The organism is Bacillus sp. AK124, from assembly GCF_053903085.1.
Window position 1 is genome coordinate 4,001,205 of record NZ_CP096378.1, and the last position, 19,765, is coordinate 4,020,969.

General features: G+C 45.9%; 16 protein-coding genes and 1 pseudogene. 5 read left to right on the plus strand and 12 right to left on the minus strand.

From position 1 onward, the window contains the following. Window positions 1-16 precede the first annotated feature (16 nt). The gene (pepF, locus tag M1E06_RS19975) at window positions 17-1,852 is read left to right on the plus strand and encodes an oligoendopeptidase F (RefSeq protein WP_020450039.1); all 1,836 of its coding nucleotides are present in this window, start codon (window positions 17-19) and stop codon (window positions 1,850-1,852) included. A gap of 22 nt (window positions 1,853-1,874) precedes the next feature. Here pepF and M1E06_RS19980 read toward each other — a convergent pair whose 3' ends face one another. Further along, a complete protein-coding gene (locus tag M1E06_RS19980) occupies window positions 1,875-3,374 on the minus strand; it encodes an amidase (RefSeq protein ID WP_020450038.1) in 1,500 nt (499 codons plus the stop codon). 100 nt (window positions 3,375-3,474) lie between these two features. Here M1E06_RS19980 and M1E06_RS19985 point away from each other — a divergent pair, with 100 nt between their 5' ends. Continuing rightward, entirely contained in the window at window positions 3,475-3,927 is a 453-nt protein-coding gene (locus M1E06_RS19985) for a GNAT family N-acetyltransferase (protein WP_020450037.1), read from the plus strand. Window positions 3,928-3,958: 31 nt separating this feature from the next. Here M1E06_RS19985 and M1E06_RS19990 read toward each other — a convergent pair whose 3' ends face one another. Both M1E06_RS19990 and M1E06_RS19995 read right to left on the minus strand, forming a co-directional pair. Further along, complete coding sequence (locus M1E06_RS19990) at window positions 3,959-5,089, minus strand: type II asparaginase (RefSeq protein ID WP_020450036.1); 1,131 nt, start codon at window positions 5,087-5,089, stop codon at window positions 3,959-3,961. Between the two features lie 173 nt (window positions 5,090-5,262). Then, window positions 5,263-6,432: a M20 family metallopeptidase gene (locus M1E06_RS19995; protein ID WP_020450035.1), complete on the minus strand. Its 1,170-nt coding sequence runs from the start codon at window positions 6,430-6,432 to the stop codon at window positions 5,263-5,265. Window positions 6,433-6,557: 125 nt separating this feature from the next. Here M1E06_RS19995 and M1E06_RS20000 point away from each other — a divergent pair, with 125 nt between their 5' ends. Both M1E06_RS20000 and M1E06_RS20005 read left to right on the plus strand, forming a co-directional pair. Then, window positions 6,558-7,958 (plus strand): YfcC family protein, encoded by a 1,401-nt coding sequence (locus tag M1E06_RS20000; RefSeq protein WP_035337325.1) that lies wholly within the window; start codon window positions 6,558-6,560, stop codon window positions 7,956-7,958. Between the two features lie 618 nt (window positions 7,959-8,576). After that, window positions 8,577-9,653, plus strand: a complete 1,077-nt coding sequence (locus M1E06_RS20005; protein WP_020450033.1) for a DUF4352 domain-containing protein — start codon at window positions 8,577-8,579, stop codon at window positions 9,651-9,653. Between the two features lie 10 nt (window positions 9,654-9,663). On the opposite strand, the gene M1E06_RS20010 is transcribed toward M1E06_RS20005, so the two are convergent. From M1E06_RS20010 to M1E06_RS20020, 3 genes are all read right to left on the minus strand, one after another. Further along, window positions 9,664-11,748 (minus strand): class I SAM-dependent methyltransferase, encoded by a 2,085-nt coding sequence (locus M1E06_RS20010; protein ID WP_035337326.1) that lies wholly within the window; start codon window positions 11,746-11,748, stop codon window positions 9,664-9,666. Window positions 11,749-11,835: 87 nt separating this feature from the next. After that, window positions 11,836-12,576 carry an SDR family NAD(P)-dependent oxidoreductase gene (locus M1E06_RS20015; protein WP_020450031.1) on the minus strand — a complete coding sequence of 247 codons (741 nt, stop codon included), beginning with the start codon at window positions 12,574-12,576 and terminating at the stop codon, window positions 11,836-11,838. After that, window positions 12,560-12,976, minus strand: coding sequence for a tautomerase family protein (locus tag M1E06_RS20020; RefSeq protein ID WP_020450030.1), 417 nt, complete (start codon window positions 12,974-12,976; stop codon window positions 12,560-12,562). The genes M1E06_RS20015 and M1E06_RS20020 overlap by 17 nt, the downstream gene beginning before the upstream one ends. Window positions 12,977-13,085: 109 nt before the next feature. On the opposite strand from M1E06_RS20020, the pseudogene M1E06_RS20025 reads away from it, so the two are divergent. Beyond that, window positions 13,086-13,985: pseudogene (locus tag M1E06_RS20025) on the plus strand (LysR family transcriptional regulator). A gap of 56 nt (window positions 13,986-14,041) precedes the next feature. Here M1E06_RS20025 and M1E06_RS20030 read toward each other — a convergent pair. The 6 genes from M1E06_RS20030 to M1E06_RS20055 all read right to left on the minus strand — a co-directional run bounded on the left by M1E06_RS20030 (window position 14,042) and on the right by M1E06_RS20055 (window position 19,517). Next, entirely contained in the window at window positions 14,042-15,412 is a 1,371-nt protein-coding gene (locus tag M1E06_RS20030) for a sensor histidine kinase (RefSeq protein ID WP_020450028.1), read from the minus strand. Continuing rightward, window positions 15,403-16,065 (minus strand): response regulator transcription factor, encoded by a 663-nt coding sequence (locus M1E06_RS20035; RefSeq protein WP_025810814.1) that lies wholly within the window; start codon window positions 16,063-16,065, stop codon window positions 15,403-15,405. Before M1E06_RS20035 ends, M1E06_RS20030 begins: the two co-directional genes overlap by 10 nt. A gap of 20 nt (window positions 16,066-16,085) precedes the next feature. Beyond that, window positions 16,086-16,856: a lantibiotic immunity ABC transporter MutG family permease subunit gene (locus tag M1E06_RS20040; protein WP_025810815.1), complete on the minus strand. Its 771-nt coding sequence runs from the start codon at window positions 16,854-16,856 to the stop codon at window positions 16,086-16,088. Between the two features lies 1 nt (window position 16,857). After that, window positions 16,858-17,616, minus strand: coding sequence for a lantibiotic immunity ABC transporter MutE/EpiE family permease subunit (locus M1E06_RS20045; RefSeq protein ID WP_035337328.1), 759 nt, complete (start codon window positions 17,614-17,616; stop codon window positions 16,858-16,860). Further along, the gene (locus tag M1E06_RS20050; protein ID WP_020450024.1) at window positions 17,613-18,329 is read right to left on the minus strand and encodes a lantibiotic protection ABC transporter ATP-binding protein; all 717 of its coding nucleotides are present in this window, start codon (window positions 18,327-18,329) and stop codon (window positions 17,613-17,615) included. Before M1E06_RS20050 ends, M1E06_RS20045 begins: the two co-directional genes overlap by 4 nt. Window positions 18,330-18,449: 120 nt before the next feature. Further along, window positions 18,450-19,517, minus strand: a complete 1,068-nt coding sequence (locus tag M1E06_RS20055; protein ID WP_035337330.1) for a YecA family protein — start codon at window positions 19,515-19,517, stop codon at window positions 18,450-18,452. Window positions 19,518-19,765: the final 248 nt, after the last annotated feature.

A 19,765-nucleotide genomic window follows, 5' to 3' on the forward strand; every position in this document is an offset into this window, starting at 1 on the left:
AAGGGGAGGCTGTACATTGGAAAAAGTGGCAGAAAAAAGACCGAAGCGCTCTGAGGTGCCGCAGGAACTGACTTGGAATCTTACTGATTTATTTTCTTCTTATGAAGCTTGGGAAGACGCACTTGTGAAAATTGAGGAAGATCTCGTATCCATCGGCTCATTTAAAGGAAGGCTTCACGAAGGAGCTGACGTGTTGCTCGATTGTTTAATGCTGCAGGAGAAACTGCTAGAGCGCCTAGTCCGGGCCGCCGCCTATACTCACCTCAGAAAGTCCGAAGATTTGACAAACCCCGTCAACCAAGCCGACGCTTCAAGGATGGCCGCACTTCAAGCAAAACTAAACGCCGGGCTTTCATTTATCCAATCGGAAATTCTCGAATTCCCCGAAAATCAAGTGGAGACGTACATAAAAAATGAGAAAGGACTGGAGCCTTTCAGCAAAATGCTGTCCGAGATAATGGAGCGCAAGCCGTATAAGCTTGCTCCCGAAACAGAGGAAGCGTTAGCCGTTTTAGGCGAAGTGCATGATGCACCGTACAAAATTTTCGGGATGGCGAAGCTTGCAGATATGCAATTTTCACCGATTCAGGACCGGAACGGCAATGAGTTGGCCAATTCGTTCGCGTTATATGAAGGAAAATACATGTTCTCTCCTGATACGCATATTCGCAGAACCGCCTTTGCCTCCTTTACAAATACCCTGCAAACATACAAAAATACCATCGCCGCCGTCTATGAAACAGAAGTCAAAAAACAGGTCGGCATGTCAAGGCTTCGCGGATATCAATCCGCCACCGATATGCTTCTTCAGCCGCAAAGCGTCACGCTCGAAATGTACCACAACCAGCTTGATGTGATTAAAAACGAACTTGCACCTCATATGCGCAAGTATGCCGCCTTGAAAAAACGCGTATTAGACCTCGACGACATGCGCTTCTGCGATTTGCAGGCTCCGCTTGATCACGACTTCAGTCCAAAGACGACTTACGAACAGGCCGGCCGGATGATCTTGGACGCTTTACAAGTGATGGGACCCGAGTACGCGGAAGTCATGGAAACCGCATTGACTGAGCGGTGGGTTGATCTCGCTGACAACATCGGCAAATCCACGGGTGCGTTTTGTTCAAGTCCGTACGGAGTGCATCCCTTCATTTTGATGACATGGACGGATACGATGCGGGACGCCTTTACCCTTGCCCATGAACTCGGTCATGCCGGTCATTTCTACTTGGCAAACCGCAAGCAGCGCATCATGAATGTCAGACCGTCTCTATATTTCATCGAAGCGCCTTCTACAATGAACGAAATGCTTCTCGCCCAGCATTTGTTTTCCAAAACAAATGACCGGAAAATGAAGCGCTGGGTCATCAACCAACTGATGGGCACGTATTACCACAATTTCGTCACCCATCTGCTCGAAGGGGAATATCAGCGGAGAGTCTACGAACTCGCCGAACAAGGGTGCGCACTTACCGCTTCCGTACTGTCTGAACAAACCACCGCCGTGCTGTCCGAATTCTGGGGCAGCGGAGTGAAGCTTGATGAAGGGGCAGGTTTAACATGGATGCGTCAGCCGCACTACTACATGGGGTTATACCCTTACACCTATTCAGCCGGGCTGACAGCATCGACGATCGTCTCGCAGCAAATTAAAGAAGAAGGCCGCCCTGCCGTCGAGAGATGGCTGGACGTTTTAAAAACAGGCGGTACAATGAAACCGCTGGACCTGTTGAAACACGCGGGTGTTGACATGTCGACGGATCAACCGATACGCCAGGCAGTTGCGTATGTCGGAACATTGGTTGACGAGCTCGAAAAACTGTATGATCCAAAAGAAGACCGGCCTGATTAACAGCCGGTCTTCTTTTATGCGGTTACAGACTGCCGAACTTCGGATTGCCTTTCATTCCGATCCATAAGTCTGATTGCTCTAATAAATGTGCGGTGCGAAGCAGCCAATGTTCCTTTCCTTTCGGTGCCGTCACTTGAACGCCGAGCGGTAAACCTTCATTTGTGAGGTGGACCGGGACGCTCATCGCAGGCTGTCCGGTTAAGTTGGCAAGCTGTGTGAATGGTGTATATGTCAAGCTTTTCAAAAACATTTGATAAATCAACGACTGCTGCTCATTTTTTTCCAGCTCACTCACTTTCAGGAGCGCTTCGGCTTCTTTTTCGGTATGAGTAAGCTCGCCGACCTTTGGAGCGGGGTAAGCCGTTGCAGGGGTCACATACAGATCATAGGTCTCATGAAACGCCGCCATTTGTGCAGCTGCTTGATCCCAGGAAGCAAGGCTTGCCGTAAATTCGGCTGCCGACACTTTTTTGCCTGCTTCATTAAGCACCCATGTGACAATTTCAACATCCTGAACAGTGATCGCTCTTCCAAGCGTTTTTTCCATTCCTAGAATCATCGCGGAAATTTCACCGCTGTTCATTAAGTAGTAGTTCTCCATTAACCGGAGTCCATCAACGCCGTTCGCCTGCTCTTCGACGCGGTGTCCCTGCGCTTCCAGCCATTTAACGGTGCGGTGGACGGCTTGTTTGGCTTCATCACTGACAGGCGTTCCGACGGGTGATTCTACAGAAAATGCGATATTCAACGGGCGCTCCAGCCCTTTTTTCATATCCTCTTCATAATGGCCCGGAAATAAAGGCGTTTGAAAAGCGGCTTCAGGCTGAACGGTTTGCAGGATATCAAGGAGCGCAGCGCTGTCCCTGACCGTACGGGACAGCGCAAAATCGATCGATGCTCCCTGCCATTGCCGCCCGACGCCCGGTCCTACAGGCGTTCTGCCCCGGGTCGGCTTCAAACCGAATAGCCCGGTAAATGAAGCGGGGATCCTAATGGAGCCTCCCCCGTCACTAGCTCCTGCAAGGGGAACGATTCCGGCCGCCACCGCTGCAGCGGAACCGCCGCTTGAACCGCCGGGTGAATAATCGGTGTTCCAGGGATTTCGCGACGGCCCGTATAATTCAGGCTCAGAAATATTTTTCAATCCGTATTCGGGCGTATTCGTTTGGCCGAGAAATAAAAAGCCGGCGCCGCGCAATTTAGCAACGAAATTCGAATCGCGCTTTGGTTGATAAGATGAAAGCAGCTTGGCGCCGGCAGTAAGAGGCTCCCCTTTCAACGCTTGGGAAATGTCCTTTAAAAGGATCGGCACCCCGGCAAACGGCTGCTGTCTGATATCGAGCTGTCTGCATTCATGTTTGACTTGTTCTTTTCTCGTCCGAACGACCGCATTCAGTTCTGGATTGACTTCTTCAAGGCGGGAAAAAGCAGCATCGATTAATTCGTTCACCGTTACTTCCCCATGTTTGATAAGCTTAGATAAAGCAACTGCGTCATGCTTCATATAGTCAGATATATTCATATCAGTACCTCACTTTACTGTTCGCTTGTGTTTACTATTGTGCATGAGCCTTTTGAGGATTTCAATGTTTTCAGTTTAGATCAAAAAGGAGATGAGTGAAATGAATATTCGAAGGTTACACCCAGAACATGAGCCGCCGCTTGATTTACTGTTGACGGCAGACCCTTCCGAAAAACTGGTTATCGATTATCTCAAACGGGGACAATGCTATACAGCAGAAATCGACCGCCGGATTGTAGGTGTCTATGTGCTGCTGCCGACGAGACCAGAAACAGCAGAGCTCGTCAATATCGCCGTCAAAGAAGATCTGCAGGGAAAAGGAATCGGCAGACAATTGGTTATGCATGCGATTGAAACGGCAAAATCACAAGGATTTAAGACAATTGAAATCGGAACCGGGAATTCAAGCATCGGCCAGCTTGCGCTCTATCAAAAATGCGGATTTAGAATCACCGGCATCGACCGCGACTTTTTCTTGAGGCATTACGAGAAACCGATATACGAAAACGGCATGCGCTGCATCGATATGGTTCGCTTAGCGCTCGATCTTTAAAAAATCCGCCGGGCTCCCCGGCGGATTCTCGTCAATATTCTTCAAAATAGGACTGGATCTTTTTCGGATCATCTGTTTTGGTCAGCGCCAGCATCAGCAAAATCCGGGCTTTCTGCGGGTTCAAAGAGTTGGAAGCCAATATGTTTTCCTTTTCAAGATCAGGATTGGGCGTGACAACCCCGCTGCCGGTGCGTGTAGAACGCACGACTGCCGCCCCTTTTTTCACCGCTGCGACTGCCCCTTTTTTCGCCTCGTCAGAGACTGAACCGTTTCCGCTTCCCGCATAGATAATGCCTTTCGCTCCCGCCTTGATTGCAGCGTCAAACAGATAGCGCCCGTCGTTTTGATACCCGTATATGATGTCGACTTGAGGAAGCAGATTGATCTTGGAAATATTAAAATCGGTATCTTTCGTATGCTTTTTTGTGATGTCATTATGAAAATAGATGCCGTCGGCAATATTGCCGAGGTACCCCATTTCTTCCGACTTGAAAGTGTCAGGAGCTGTCGTATGGGTTTTCGTCACATATCTTGCCGCAGCAATCCGGTCATTCAGCACCACCATGGTTCCTTTCCCGTAAGCTTCCTTGCTCGCAGCGACCTTTACAGCATTGTACAAGTTGGCAGGCCCGTCGGCTCCAATCGCTGTGGAAGGCCGCATAGATCCGACCACAACGACGGGTTTATCGCTTTTGAGGACGAGATTTAAAAAATAAGCCGTTTCTTCCAAGGTGTCCGTTCCGTGAGTGACGACAATTCCATCGACATCATCTGAAGCTAAAAGCTTCGCAGTGCGCTTGCTCAATTTCAGGAGCGTTTTATTAGTCATATTCTGACTTCCGATGTTTGCCACTTGTTCTCCGCTGATATTCGCGATATCCTTCATTTCCGGAACGGCTTCGATGAGCGTATCAATCCCGACTGCACCCGCTTTATAATTGGTCGTCGACGTTTTGGACTGATTCGCTCCGGCAATTGTCCCCCCTGTAGCCAAAATTCTTATGTTGGGCAGACGGTCATTTCCTTGGGCAGTCTTAACAGAAGCAGTTTCCGTCTTCGCCCGGGCCTTTGTTTCATTTCGAGATTCGTTTGAACCGGAGCACCCGGCATTGATCAAAAGCAATAAGCCTAACACAATAAATAACATTCGTTTTTTCGTCATGTTTTGATCTCTCCCTGCTGCGAAGTCCGCTAATTATATATGTATTTTCTCTTTCCTCCTCTCTTTCATACCAGTTTAAAATGCATTTATACGTTGTCTATTCATATGTTAGATTTTCTTCTGCGTTTTTTGACATTAAAAAAAGGGAAACCTCGTTTCCCTCTTCAGACCTTCTATTGTTTTAAAAAGCTGAATTCTTCCTTTATTTTTCTCAACAGCTCTTCATTGGTGAGCACATCATAGGCCGTGAATGCCATAGATTTTGCGCCGAGCATTAAGCCTTCGAACCCTTGGCTGCTCATGGCTGCCTCCCGAAACTCGGGTGTGTGGCACGCGTACGGTTCATCGCAAATTTGTACATAAGGATGAATGGAAGGTGCGATCTGGCTGACATTCCCCATATCAACTGAACCTCCTCCGTCCGCTTTTTCATGAATCGAATCGGGATCGACGCCCAACTCGATCATGTTTTGTGTAAAGGCGTCTGACAGCGTTTCATTTGTTTTCAAATCATCGTAAGACAGCTCGTAAAAAGAGCTCTCAAGTCGGGCTCCAGTCGCAAGTGCGGCTGCTTTTGCACAATTTTTTACTTTATCAAGCAATTCATTGACATAAGCACGTTCCGTTCCTCTGACATAAAACTGGGCAACCGCATAATCCGGCACAACATTTGCCGCTTTCCCTCCCTCTGGGATAATCCCGTGAATCCGGGCATCAGGGAGAATATGCTGTCTGAGCGCATTAATGCCGTTGAATGTCTGAATGACGGCATCGAGCGCATTGATTCCTTCGTGAGGCGCTCCCGCCGCATGCGAGGCCTTTCCGAAGAATTCGAATTGAATCGCATCCATCGCCAGCGATGTTCCGCTTTTTTCATGCCTGCAATACGGATGAACCATCATAGCGGCGTCCAAGTGATCAAAAACCCCTTGTTCAGCCATGGTTACTTTTCCGCCTTTCGTTTCTTCCGCAGGCGTTCCGTAAACATACACTTTCCCTCCGCATGATGCGATGACTTTGCTGACGCCGATTGCGGCGCCGACCGCCATCGTGCCGATCAAATTGTGCCCGCAGGCATGGCCAAGGTCAGGTAATGCATCATATTCAGCCATAAACCCGATGGCAGGGCCGGGACGGCCGCTGTCAAATTCGGCCGTAAACGCCGTCGCAAGGCCGCATGTTCCTAATTCCACCTGAAAACCGTGTTTTTTCAGCTCCTCGGACAGAATCTTTGAAGCTTTGAATTCTTCATGCCCCAGTTCAGGGTGATTGCCTATATACTGGCTGATATGCAGCAGCTCTTCACGAATATGTTCGATCTCTTTCTCAATTTGTTTTTTCATAACGGTTCTCCCTTCTCCATTACCGGAAGTTCTTTTCCAGGGTTGACAAAGTAAAGCTCATATCCTCAAAATGATTAAATATATAATTATATGAATATTAATACATTATAAAGGAGACGAACGGAATGAGCAATGGCACCCCCCAGAAAATAAAACTGCACTTCCCTCATACTTATGCTTTGATTTTTTTCATTATCATTTTAGCTGCACTGGCTTCATACTTCATTCCATCAGGAGAATTTGAACGGGTTGAAGAAGACGGCCGAACGGTTATCGTACAAGGGAGCTACACACAGACTGACGCCGGTCCGGTCGGTTTTTTCGAGATGTTTAAAGCCATACCGGAAGGCATGATTCAATCGGCGGATATTATTTTTTACATCTTTTTAATAGGCGGAGCTTTCGGCATCATCCATCAGACCGGGATGATTCGTGCAGGTGTTCATGTGCTCGTGCAGCGCTTGAAGAAACGCGGTTTCCTCCTGATTCCCGTCACCATGTTCGTCTTTTCCATCGGAGGCGCAACGATCGGTTTATCTGAAGAGACGATTATTTTTATTCCGATCGGCATCGCTGTTGCAAGAGCGCTTGGCTATGATTCAATGACCGGGCTGGCGATGATTTCCCTTGGCGCGGCTGCAGGGTTCACCGGCGGCATGTTGAACCCGTTCACAGTCGGAATCGCACAGACAATTGCGGAAGTCCCAGTGTTTAGCGCCCTCGGTTATAGATTGGCCGTTTATGCCGCCATGCTCGGTTTCTCCATTTTTTATGTCATGCGGTACGCTGAAAAAGTCAAAGCGCACCCAAATACCGGTTTGATGTATGGAAGCGAAACAGAGATGAATGAAGAGACAGCCGCAGGACACGCTGATCTTTCCTTCACCGGAAGACACGGCCTCGTCCTGCTGATTACAGCATTGGGCTTCGGCATCAATATGTTCGGTGTATTTCAATGGGGGTGGTTTTTAAGCGAGCTGTCGGCCGGCTTTCTCATCATCGGCTTTGCCGCCGGCCTTGCGGGAGGACTCGGCATCAACAACACCTTCCATTCATTTGTTGACGGTATGAAACAGGTTGTATACGGAGCGCTGATTGTCGGCTTCGCCCGTGCCATTGTCATCGTATTGGAAAACGGACAGATTATCGATACGATCATCAACAGCCTTGCTTCAGCCATCAGCTCACTTCCGAACGAAATCAGCGCCATTGGCATGTTCGCCGTGCAAATCGTGATCAACACATTTATTCCATCCGGAAGCGGACAGGCAGCCACAACGATGCCGCTTATGGCGCCGCTGGCCGATTTATTGGGATTCGAACGCCAGATTGCCGTATTCGCGTATCAATACGGAGACGGAATCACCAACTCCATCATCCCGACCTCCGGTGTACTGATGGCTTCGCTGTCAATCGCAGGCGTCACTTACGAACGCTGGGTCAAGTTTGTCTGGAAGCTGGTCGCAGGCTGGATTTTCATCGGCGCCGCCGCAATTGTTATCGCCATGATCATCGGTATTAAGTAAACATCCGGTCCACAATATGCAGCCGGAGCCCCCGGCTGCATTCCTCATACATGTCTCCGTCTCCCTGACCATAGAGAAGCCTAAACCATCAAAACCGGCGTTTCTGAGACGATTGATCTACTAAATTTTAAGCTCAGGTTAAGAAAACCCGAAAACAGGACTTTTTATCCACCATAGTCCAATTTCAAAATTCATCAACAAAGTGGCGGATTCTAAACAAAACACTTATATTTTTCACCTGTTCTGCCTTGTCATGGCTAAGGTGGAAAATGGATCAATCTCAATTAAATGCACCGTTTTGTAAGTCATTAGTTTTAGTCTATTCATACTACCCAAAGTTTGAAAACATGCCTAATCTTGCAAAACATTGACCAAAATTAGTATTTAACACCTATTTATTATTGATTCTTCAAACCTTAAAATGAGTGATGTTGTTTCTGTTTTTTTAAAGAAACTAAGGAAAAAGGAAGAATTATAATCAAATTTTCACTGTTAGATAAATGAAATGACCGGGACTTGAGTAAGATTTGTCCCGATGAAGGGCCTTTTTACCCTAACCACCCCATTCTTTTCATTTACATAACATTGAAAAAATAATAATAAAAAAGGAGACAGACCATGCGAAGTAAAAAGTTTTTTCTAATGATGCTTTTGATGATTGTAGCAGTCGTGTCAACAGCCTGCGGAGGCAGCAAAAGTGCGAGCGGAGAGAAAGAAGATACGAAAAAAGCAGATAATGCAGAAGTTAAAATACTAAGCTCCGAATATACGCTTCCGGATGATTCATCAACAAACCTGCACGAAAATGAACTTATACTAAAGATCAATGTTTCCGTTAAAAATACAGGAAAAGAACCATTGATGGTTGATAAAAGCCAATTCAGCCTTTACGAAGGCGACTCAAAAATGTCGGACGTCAGCGTATATGATGAAAGAAACAAGAGACTTCGTTCTTCCACGCTGAATTCTGACAAGGAAGTCGACGGAAATATCTATTACATCGTTGAAAAGGGCAAAAAGTTTCAGCTTGAATACACACCTGACATGTACGGTGAAAACAAAGCCGATCCTGTCAAATTCGAGATCGACGGCGGCAGCGACGATTTGCTGAAAACAGCCAAAAAACTTGAAGATCCGGCAAAAGCTTTGCTGGCTTACACAGATGTAACGATTTTCGGCAAAGATAATGATAACTTTGATAAACTGGTCGACGAAAATAAACGTGAAGTCGTTACCGATTACCTTGAAGGCGCTCAAAAATCAATCGTTCGCTCTTTAGGATATTATGATGAAGAAGATGTCGATAAAAAGAAATTGAATAAACTGATCAGCGCCATCCAAAACGCTTATCAAGAAAAATCTCAAGTCAAAGCAGTTACAAAATCAATTTCAGGCGATGAAGCAACTGTTGAGGCAACCGTTACACCAATCGATAATACGGATGTCCAAAAGAAAGTGAAGAAAAGACTGGAAGACTATGTGAAAGACAGCGGCAAAAACTTCATGTCCAGAGATGAATTGATCAATCCTGCGATTGACATCATGAGTGAAGAAATCAAAAAAGCACAGGCGACTTCAAGTGAGAAAACCGTTGAAGTTAAGCTTGAAAAATCAAAAAACGACAAATGGAAAATGGATGCTGATAATTACAAGACCGAACAATACTTCTCAAGCTTCCTTAAAAGCAACAACTAAAAAAAGCACCCTAGTGGTGCTTTTTTTCAATTACAATAAAACAAGTGCTGTCCGGCAGCGGCACGCGTCGGCCGAGCCGGTCTGTCAGCTCGATTTTAGGGTTAAGGTGTTCTTCATACCCTTCCTGTACATAGTGTTCGAACACAAGAATGTTCGCGCGTTCCCCCAACTCTTTCTCAATACAGCGCCGGAATTCAGACGGCGTAAAATAGCCGAACTGCTCCTGCACTTCATGCGAATAGGCTTCTTCTCCCCAAGTATATGTATAGAGGAATTCCATCGCGTCATTCACAAACAGTACAGCCGCATCCTTTTCAGCCTCAAGAATTTGCACCTTTCTCCCTTTAAAATCATGGATATACCGTTTCAAGAAATCCATTCCATCCGGGTCTTTAAAGCGAATCCGCCGCGTTTCCTCTTTGTTTTCGGTCATGATTCCGTCCCTGATGATGATTCTGCCTCCCCGCTTCAGAATATCAAAGGAACTTTTTAACGCTTGGACAATGACGAGGTGATTAAATCGTTTTCCTTCATACGGAATGTATGAGAACAATTCGTGCAATATCGATGAAAATACAATCGTGTCGACGCTTTTCTGTTCGAAGTACTCAGGAAGATCCAACGCATCAGCCTGTTTCACATGCCACGGCTTATGTTCGCGCACTTTTCTTTTTTGGAGCTCCTCAATGACATTGACGGAAAGGTCGATGCCGATGACCTCTGCTTCAGGATGCTGGTCCGTCAGCAAATCAAGCATCACGCCGCCTCCGGCTCCGATGTCGAGCATTCTTTCTCCAACAGCATAATCGGCAATCTTCTTTTTATAATCTTCCGCACCGTTCATGTCAGACAGATAAGCCGCTTCATTTTGCAGCCGGTCAAACGAATCCTTGCGAAACTCAAAAAAATCATAAAGCAGCACGATCGCCCGTTCATATAAAGGCGATTTCTCCGCTTCCTGGCAAAATTCAATCAGCTTCAGTCCGGCCTGCGAAAACGAAAACGTGACGCCGACAATCTCGGAAGCCTGATCAAACGGCTGAACAGCAAGCGAAACGTGTTCATTTACAGGCACCCCGCCGAAAAGCAAATCGCTGATCGACATCTCTTTTAAGCACGCTTCGATAATCCGTTTTTTATAAACATTCGTATGACGCACACCCTGGTAATCACGGTACATGTCCTTCATCAGCGGCTCAAAGCTGATATGCTTGACTGATAAAGGATTGACAGAACGAAGCACTAGCAAAAAGATTTTGACAAACTCTTCAAAACTGAACGATGACAAGGCGGATTCCACATACCATAAATCGACCCGCTGAAAGAAGCGTCTCAGCACATCTTCCGCGGCATGTTCCCTCAAAAACCGCTCGTACCGGCTGCTGTCTTCGCCGGAATCGAACGCCTGTCCCCGCAGTTTTCTGATCCTTTCCGCAAACGGCCAATCTTTGTTTCTTTCTCCTGTGCAGATTTGGCCGATTATCCGGTTCACGTCTTGTTCAATCGATTCCCAAAGTGCCGGCGAAACCCCTTCAATGATACATTTGTTCAGAACGTACAGAACCCGCCTGATGTCGATGTGCTGAAGTTCGGATGCTTCAATCCAATCGATAAGAGGAGTGAATTGGCGATACCTTGATTCCCCGCGGATATACTGCCCGATGAGTCCATGCGTCAAAATCAAAATATAGATGAGTTCGTCAATATCCTGCCGCTCCGGCATATACGCCTGTCTTCGATCAGCATAAATCTGCGCCGACCCGATATTATGGATCGCAAGCTGAAAGCCTTTCTCACGCCATTCCTTTCTTTTATGAGGCTGGCCGCACTTAGCCGTTTCACTCCATATGAGAACCTCTTCAATGATTTCTTTTTCCCGCTCAGGAATGTCCGCTTTCTCCAAGATGGAGAGCGTCTGTTCCACATAAAGAAACACGGGATTCTGAGGCATGTTCTCCAGCGAAGATATCCGCTCCAGATTGACATTTTGTTCTTCAGTTAAAACAAGATACTTGAGCCATTCGGCATCACGCAAAACATGATAATCCCCGCTTTTCACTTTTTCAATGGCTTCTAACGATTGTAAACGCCTCATACGTTCTTCCCTCTTTTTTCTATTTCGATATGACTAATCATAAGGTAAATGGTTTCATATAGAAATAGGATAATAGACTTATAACCGCTATAATGTTTGGCCGCAGTCCGCCGTTAAGATTTGACCAGTAACCGTTTCTTGTTCGAGCAGCGCGCAAATGAGCAAGGCGATATCTTCCGGCTTTGCGATCCGTTCAAGCGGGAGCTTTTGGCTGAGCCGCTTCATTTTCTCTTCATTCCCCTCCCACCATCTCGTCGATACAGCGCCAGGTGCCACACAGCTGACCCTGATATCCGGAGCGAGCGCATGCGCCAATGATTTCGTCAGTCCGTGGACCGCCGCTTTTGATACGGCATAGGGGAGCGAAGAACCTGAGCCCGTCAGTCCGGCGATGCTGCCGACATTTACGATGGCGCCTTGCTTATTTTGCTTCATTAAAGATGCCGCCGCTCTCGCGCAATAAAACATCCCTTTGACATTTACCGCATACAGTTCATCCCAGACTTCTTCAGAAGCTCCATCCAAGTCATCAAGCTCGATATGCCTGGTGATGCTTGCATTGTTGACGAGCAGATCGACGGTGCCGAACTCACGGGCCGCCCGATCAAACATGCCTTGAACTTCATTGACCTTAGAAACATCGGCTTTAATCGCGAGCGCGCGGCCGCCTTGATTTTCAATCATCCCAACCGTCTCTTCAGCCTCCGCTTCGGAACGCGAATAGTTGACAATAACCGCTGCGCCGCGGTTTGCCAAAGCGAGCGATGCCGCTCTGCCGATCCCAGTGCCGCCTCCTGTGACAAGGGCTGTTTTATTTTTCATTTCCATTTTTCATCACTCCCTTTTCAACTGATGCAAGCTGTGCTGTTCCATTCCCAAACGACCAGTTCTCTTTCACGTTTTCGGCCGCAATGATCATGACGTCCTCTTGGCGGATGCCGGCGTTTTTTTGTAAACATTCTGCAATGCGTTGATACAGCGCCAGCTTTTTTTCGACCGGTCTCTCTTTCATTGTGATGTGAATATAGATCAAATCCTTCGTCCGTTCGATATTCATATAGCCGGGATCGAAAAAGAATTCTTCCTCATCGTGCTGGGTGATGACCTGAAAATAATCATCTTCCGGAACATCGATCGTCTCCGTCATCGCCTTGTGAACCGTTCTGCTGATCCGTCGAAGCTCTTCGTTTGATCTTCCTTTTAAAAGATCCATCCTGACAAATGGCATATATTTATTCCTCCTTTGTATTGTTTAATAGTGTATAACGGTTATATCATTTTGTATAATTGAATCATTTGAAGGATTCATTCAATTTTATTGAACTTGAGGTGATGGGATGGATTTCAAAACGTTAAAGACGTTTCATAAAATCGTGGCTTGCGGAAGCTTTAACCGCGCGGCTGAAGAACTGAATTATGCGCAGTCCACAGTCACAATGCAAATCAAAAAACTCGAAGAAGACCTCGGCATCTGATTGCTCGAGCGGGGGAAAACATTCCGACTGACTGAAGCCGGCAGGCTTTTTTTTGAAGAAAGCAGCCATATTGTCAAGAATATGGATCACCTTCAACATCATATGGCCGACTTATTGCTTGGCGAAGCGGGAAATATCCGTCTAGGAGCGGTCGAACCAATCGCGAGCTGTGATTTGCCGCGGATGTTGGGGAGATTTTTAGCGGATTATCCGAAGATCCGGGTTTCCGTAGATATCGCCAACTCATCGACATTGGGGGAAAGGCTGGTTCAAGGCAGCCTGGACCTTGCCGTCTGTTCGACTCCGGCAATGGGAACTGATCTTTATTTTGAACCGCTATATGCTGAAGAGCTCGTAGTGCTGCTTCCTGAAGGACACCCCGCCGGAAACAATGAACACATCCATCTGAAAGATCTTAGGGAGCACCGTCTACTGATCACAGCCAACAATTGCACCTACCGGAAGAAAGTCGAAATCGCGTTTCAAGAGCTGCCGGGAAGCCAAATGAACACGATGGAGATTGGAAGCATGACCGCTTTGAAAAATTATGTTGCCGCTGGACTCGGCGTTGCCCTGATTCCGAAAAGCATCGTCTCCCCTCCTCCTCCCGGAACGATTGTCCGGTTTATCGGCGATGACCCGATCAGCGTAACCTTCGGCATCCTTTGCAAAACCGCGTCTTTCCCGCTGAAACAAGCGGACGCAAAGCTTTACCAATATTTGAAACAGGAACTGGGAGAACCGAAAAAACCTTCCGGCTGATGTCGGAAGGTTTGGGATGATGACATAATGGGACATTGAATGATGATGATCTGGTCTCAGAGGGGGATGGTTACTTGCACCTGTCCGCCCCCCGCTTCACCGTTTTTAATCGATAAATCGCCTTGATGAAGCTTGACAACACGAAGCGCAAAGGTAAGTCCCATACCGTAATGCCCATTCGATGTCCGGCTTTTATCTTCCATATAGAAAAGCTCGGCAGCTTTCTGCAGGCCTTCTTGAGAAAATCCTTTTCCGCTGTCAGTGATTGTGAAAATCAATTGATCATCCGTACACACAGCTTCAAAATCGATTCTCCCGCCTTCTGGTGTGTGATCTGCAGCGTTCGTCATGATGTTCATCAACGCTCGATGAAGCAGCTGTTTGTCCAACAGTGCTTTTTTATCTTCAAGGTTCTGTTCCTTCAGCACAATGTCAACCGATTTGTTCCCTATGTATGCTTCAGTGTCATTGAGAACACTTTCGACTAACGGTTTCACAGCACTTTCTCTATAATCGATATTTAATGCTTCCTCCGTTTTTGACAAATGGATTAATTGGTCAATGTACTGATCGATTTTTTGCCCCGCATCAAGTATGTATCTGATATATTCCGACTGCTCTTGATTTTGCGGTGATAAGCTCAGCAATTCCGCATTACCTTTAATAATGGTCATTGGAATTTTAATGTCATGAGCCAATGCGCCGATCTGTTCTTTTTTCGTTTTCTCTAAGTGCCACTGCGCGCGGAGGGAGGCTTGAAGGGCATTCCTCATGTCTATCAGGGAACTGATCACATGATCAAATTCCTTAATATTCGAAAACTCCGGAGTGAAATTTAAATTTTGTTTTTTAATTTGCTCAGCGATGGTGTTTAATGTTTGAAAATGATCTTTTAACCTGTTTGCAAATCGGGTTGTTACCGCAAAAACGACCGTAATTAGAAGCAGAATGATGATGCATAAGCTTGTCAGCTCATAGTTCGGGAGAAACCGTCTCAGCAGGGGAGACCGAAACTCAGCGCGCAAAGGATACTCCAACACACAATACTCGTCTTTGCGTTCGATGATCATATAGCCTTTTTGACTTAAGGTGACATACGGCCTGCTCTCAATTTTTTTCCGTACAATTGAAAGATTCGTTTCTTTCATGTTTCCCGCTGTCTTTTGTTTCGACTTTTTATCCAATATGGCATACAGCATCGTATCAGGTATCATGTCTTCCGTTATCCGTTCAGCCGATTGAAGCTTGGGCTTAAGCTTTTCAGCTTCGATTTCATTGTAATTGGCAGGATAAAACAGCCCTGCATTCATTCCGATCATATTGATCAAAACATATACAGCCGTGATCGCGATCAGGCTGAAACTCAAAGTGAGCATATATTTGATCAGTTCTCTGCGCAGCGTCTTTTTTTTACGGATTATTCCCATCTGTACCCTACGCCCCATACCGTTTTGATCGGATCTCTTTCGTGTTCTTTGCATTTTTTCCGAATCGTGCGGATAAATTCGGTTATCGTGGAGTATAATGCATTGCCTTCCAGCCCGTATACATGATCATAAATTTCTTCTCGTGTAAAAGTTCGTCCTTTATGCTGAGCCAACAGCTCACATATTTTAAATTCATTTTTTGTTAAATTCAGCTTTTGATCATGAATAAATACTTCTTTGCTGTCAAAGTGAAATAAAAAACCGGAAATCACACGTTTAGTTTCGTGTTTCTCTCTTCTTTCCCTTCTCAAGTGTGCATTTACTCTCGCACTGAGCTCAAGAACGCCGAAGGGTTTTGAAATATAGTCGTCTCCCCCAGTCAGGAGGCCCTTAACGATGGCCTCTTCCTCCGTCTTAGCGGTGAGAAACAGGATCGGACAATCTACCAGCGGCCGGATTTTCTCGCATAATTCAAATCCGTCCATCCCCGGCATCATCACATCAAGCAAAATTAAATCATACCCTGAAAACACGTCGAGAGATTCGGCGTTAACTTGACTCAATGTATGAACTTGATGCTGATCGCGGCGCAAAATATTTTGTATGAGTACAAGAATATCTTTCTCATCATCTACTGCCAATATGTTCGCCACTTGCTGACCACCCTTTTTCATTATTCATAAGCTTTTCTTCCTTCCCAGCGGATAAACCAAACGATGCTTAGAGCGAATACAGCTATTATAGCAAACACCATGATGAAAGCCCCCTGCTTGATTTCCCCGTCTAGAACAGAACGCAGAGACGGATCAATTTGGACAAATCGGTCAATCCCCTTATACCCTGTCAGCCTGATTCCCCATGCCCAGGGATTATATTTCCAAATGACATCGCCCAATCCCGTATTCATCAGTGCTGTCATCAAAAGACCTGCCCCGCCTATTAAAATCGAAGCCCCCATTCCAAATATGCAGCTGATCAGAAAATAAATGAAATAAAGTGTGACACTTCCGGCTGCCAGCCATGCCCCAGCCTCTAAAAAAAGGGCGATTGTCAGGTTCGGTACATGAAATAGAACTTTGAGCCCCAATACATAGAGTCCAATAGCCAAGAATACCGCACACAAGTTCATGAACAGAAGCAGTGTAACTTTGCTTAAATAAGCCGTTAATTTGGGCGCCGTGCCGCCCAACAGCACTTGAAAACGGCCTGCCCGCTCCTCTAATGAAGCCGTCATTCCGCACACTATTCCAATCAGAAGCGGCAGGGCAATCGCAATTGCCTCAAAATACGTGCGGTATAATTGATATGGATCATGATCTCTGTTATAGAAATAAAGCAGAAAAACACTCGCACAGATAACCGGAACGGTCAAGTGAAGCCAAATAAAAGATGTGCGCTTTGTTTTTTGAAAATCAGCCGCAAGGCATCTGAAAAATAGCAACAAATCAAACCGCCTCCCGTTTTATCGATTTGCGATCAACGGCAGGGGAAAAAGACCGCCTGGTCAGACGCGCCAAAATAGCAAATAAAACAATAGATAGAACAACAGCCGGAGGAACGACTGCCCAGCTTGTTAAAGGATCGCCATTTTCAAGAGGCACACCGTTTGGATGGATGCCAATTGTCGGACACATGACCCTGATCGGCCAGCTCCACGGATTCAGCCACCAAAAAGGACTTGATGCCGACATGATGCCCAACACGATACTGCACAGCATATTGAACAAAACGGCAGATATAAACCCAAATTTTCGCGCTATCCATAAACAGATGGGGATCTCCCACAGTGTCGTAAGCCAAAGCAGCAGATTCGCGGAAATGACTGTCAAATGAATGCTCGAAAATTGAGGAATGACAAACTGCATCACAACCATGAACCCTAAAAAAACAGCTTGAGACGCTAAAGAATAGAGCGCAATGACGCTTATTTTTGCAGACCAGATCATATGTAAATGTACGGGAGAAGAAAAAATGCCGTTATAATTCGACGCTTTCATTTCTTTCTGGTGTGATAATGCACAAAGCAAGGCGATCATGACCGGCATCAAGATGACAGACCACCAATTATACGTACCTGCTACAAAGAATCCTGGATTCATTAAAAAGGCGAAGCAAATATTAATCAAAGGCACAATGAAGATCATCTTTCTCGAAAATGTTCTTTTAAACTTCAGGTTTTCCGCTTTCGCATAATATCCGATCATTGTTCTCCGCCTTCTTTCCCCCGCGTTGATTTGACAACATCCATAAAAAGCCGCTCGAGATCGTCCCCCTTATTGATTTTCCCCTGATATCCGAGGTATCCTCCGCTGATAATCCCGATATGGTCTGCGATCTGCTCGACTTCCGACAAAATGTGGCTTGATAAGATGACCGTCATCCCTTGCTTTGGAAATGACCTGATCAGTTCCCTTAACTCTTGTATACCGATCGGGTCGAGACCGTTCGTAGGCTCATCAAGTATGAGTAATTTAGGGCGATTTAAAAGAGCGATGGCGATTCCCAGCCTTTGTCTCATCCCCATAGAAAACTGCCCCGCTTTTTTCTTTCCGGCATGATGCATATCAACAGTTTTAAGCACCTCTGTTATTCTCGCATCAGGAAGACCCAATAATGTGGCATGCACCTTGGCATTCTCGTAGGCTGTTAAATTATCATACAGAGGCGGGGATTCTATTAAAGAACCGATGTCTTTTAATACAGACCTTTTCCATTTCCGCCCCTCAACCAAAATGTCCCCGGCAGTCGGGTTTAAGATTCCGGTTAAAAGTTTTAAAGTCGTTGATTTTCCTGCTCCATTCGGTCCAAGCAGACCGTAAATACTGTTCTTTTTAACTGACAGTGAGACGTCTGAGACCGCTTGCGACCTTCCAAACTTTTTTTGAAGATGCCTTGTTTCCAATAGAATTGTACTCATCTTAATCTCTCCTTGTTTGATCTGATCGGTACCGATATCTTAAAATACCTTTCTCAAGATTTAATCAGAATCAAACACAAAAAACCTTCCGGTTCCCCGAAAGGTTTAGCGGCCTTTGCCTTAAGAAGGCATAAGCTCAAGATGATGATCCAGTTCGTCCTGCAGGACGGCTTCAATATCTTTAAAACGATTCGATACAGTCGAAGCGCTGACGCCGTATTTTTTTGCAAGCTTCGCCTGGGATAACGATTTTTCCGATTTGGAGATCGTATTGATAAAATACTCCAAAGCAGCTGCAAAGGCTTCTGTTTTCTTGATGACCGGCGCTTTTTTAACACAATACGATTTCCAAAGGCCGACCGCCCAGGAGACAAATGATTCAGAATGTCCTTCGTCAAGCATACCTTTCTCAAAGACAAACGCTGTTTCTTTCTCCATCTCATTGGCCCATTCGATGTCTTCCGACCCTTGTTCAGACGGTGCACTCTCTTCCTGACGGCAAAGCTGCATTAACACATGATGAAAATCATCTCTCATCAGCTGTTCTTTTGTTCCGCCTTCTTCTGTGAAACGGCTTAAAGCATCGTTTAACCTGTCTTTGAGAGCATCCGCCATTTTTGCAGGATAGATGGTGAATTGTAAGAAGAACTCGGTATGGCTTCCGATCTTGATCGGAAAGCCGAGCACGTACTCGCCTACAAAAGGCCCTTCCCGCTTCACATTCATCCTTATAGTGAGCTCTTCATTTGTTACAGCATCCTCAAAGCGAATGCCGCCATCTGTTATATGTTTCACACGCAGCAGCGCAGGGGAGAGGTCTTTCCACGATTGAACGGCTTCCTTAGTCTGCGATCTGAGAATCGAAGAACCCTTTTTCTGTAAAAAGTCTTCGAAAATCGTCAATCCTCCGTCTGCCAACGGCCGGGAAAATACTCCCCACACGCCCAGATTAAAAACACATATCTTTTGTGCAGACTGATCCAAGTCTGACAGAAAAGAATACTGATTAAGAAATTGATCGATTGTGTCTTTATGTTCCGTAAAAGCGAATTCCATGACGTCTTTCTGGATTTGTTTCAATTCCTGCACCGCGACAGCCGGAAACGCTCCCTCTGCTTTGCCGCAGCATTTTTTATATTTCAGCCCGCTGCCGCAGGGGCAAGGCATATTTCTCTTTACTTTTCCCACGTTTAAACCTCCGTATCTTATACTACAACTTATTTATTTTATCAAAACTTTCAGGAGGGGGAAATCCGATAATGAAAATCAGTATGATTTAGCTGAAAAGTAAAATTTTATAAAAGAGGACAAATAGAAAAAAAGACTATAAAATAGTTAGTTCTGTGTTTTTATCATCCATTTATGACAGAGGGTGTTATACATTTTGCAATACGCTGGTTTTTGGGTTAGAGCGGGTGCATTGTTGATCGATTGCG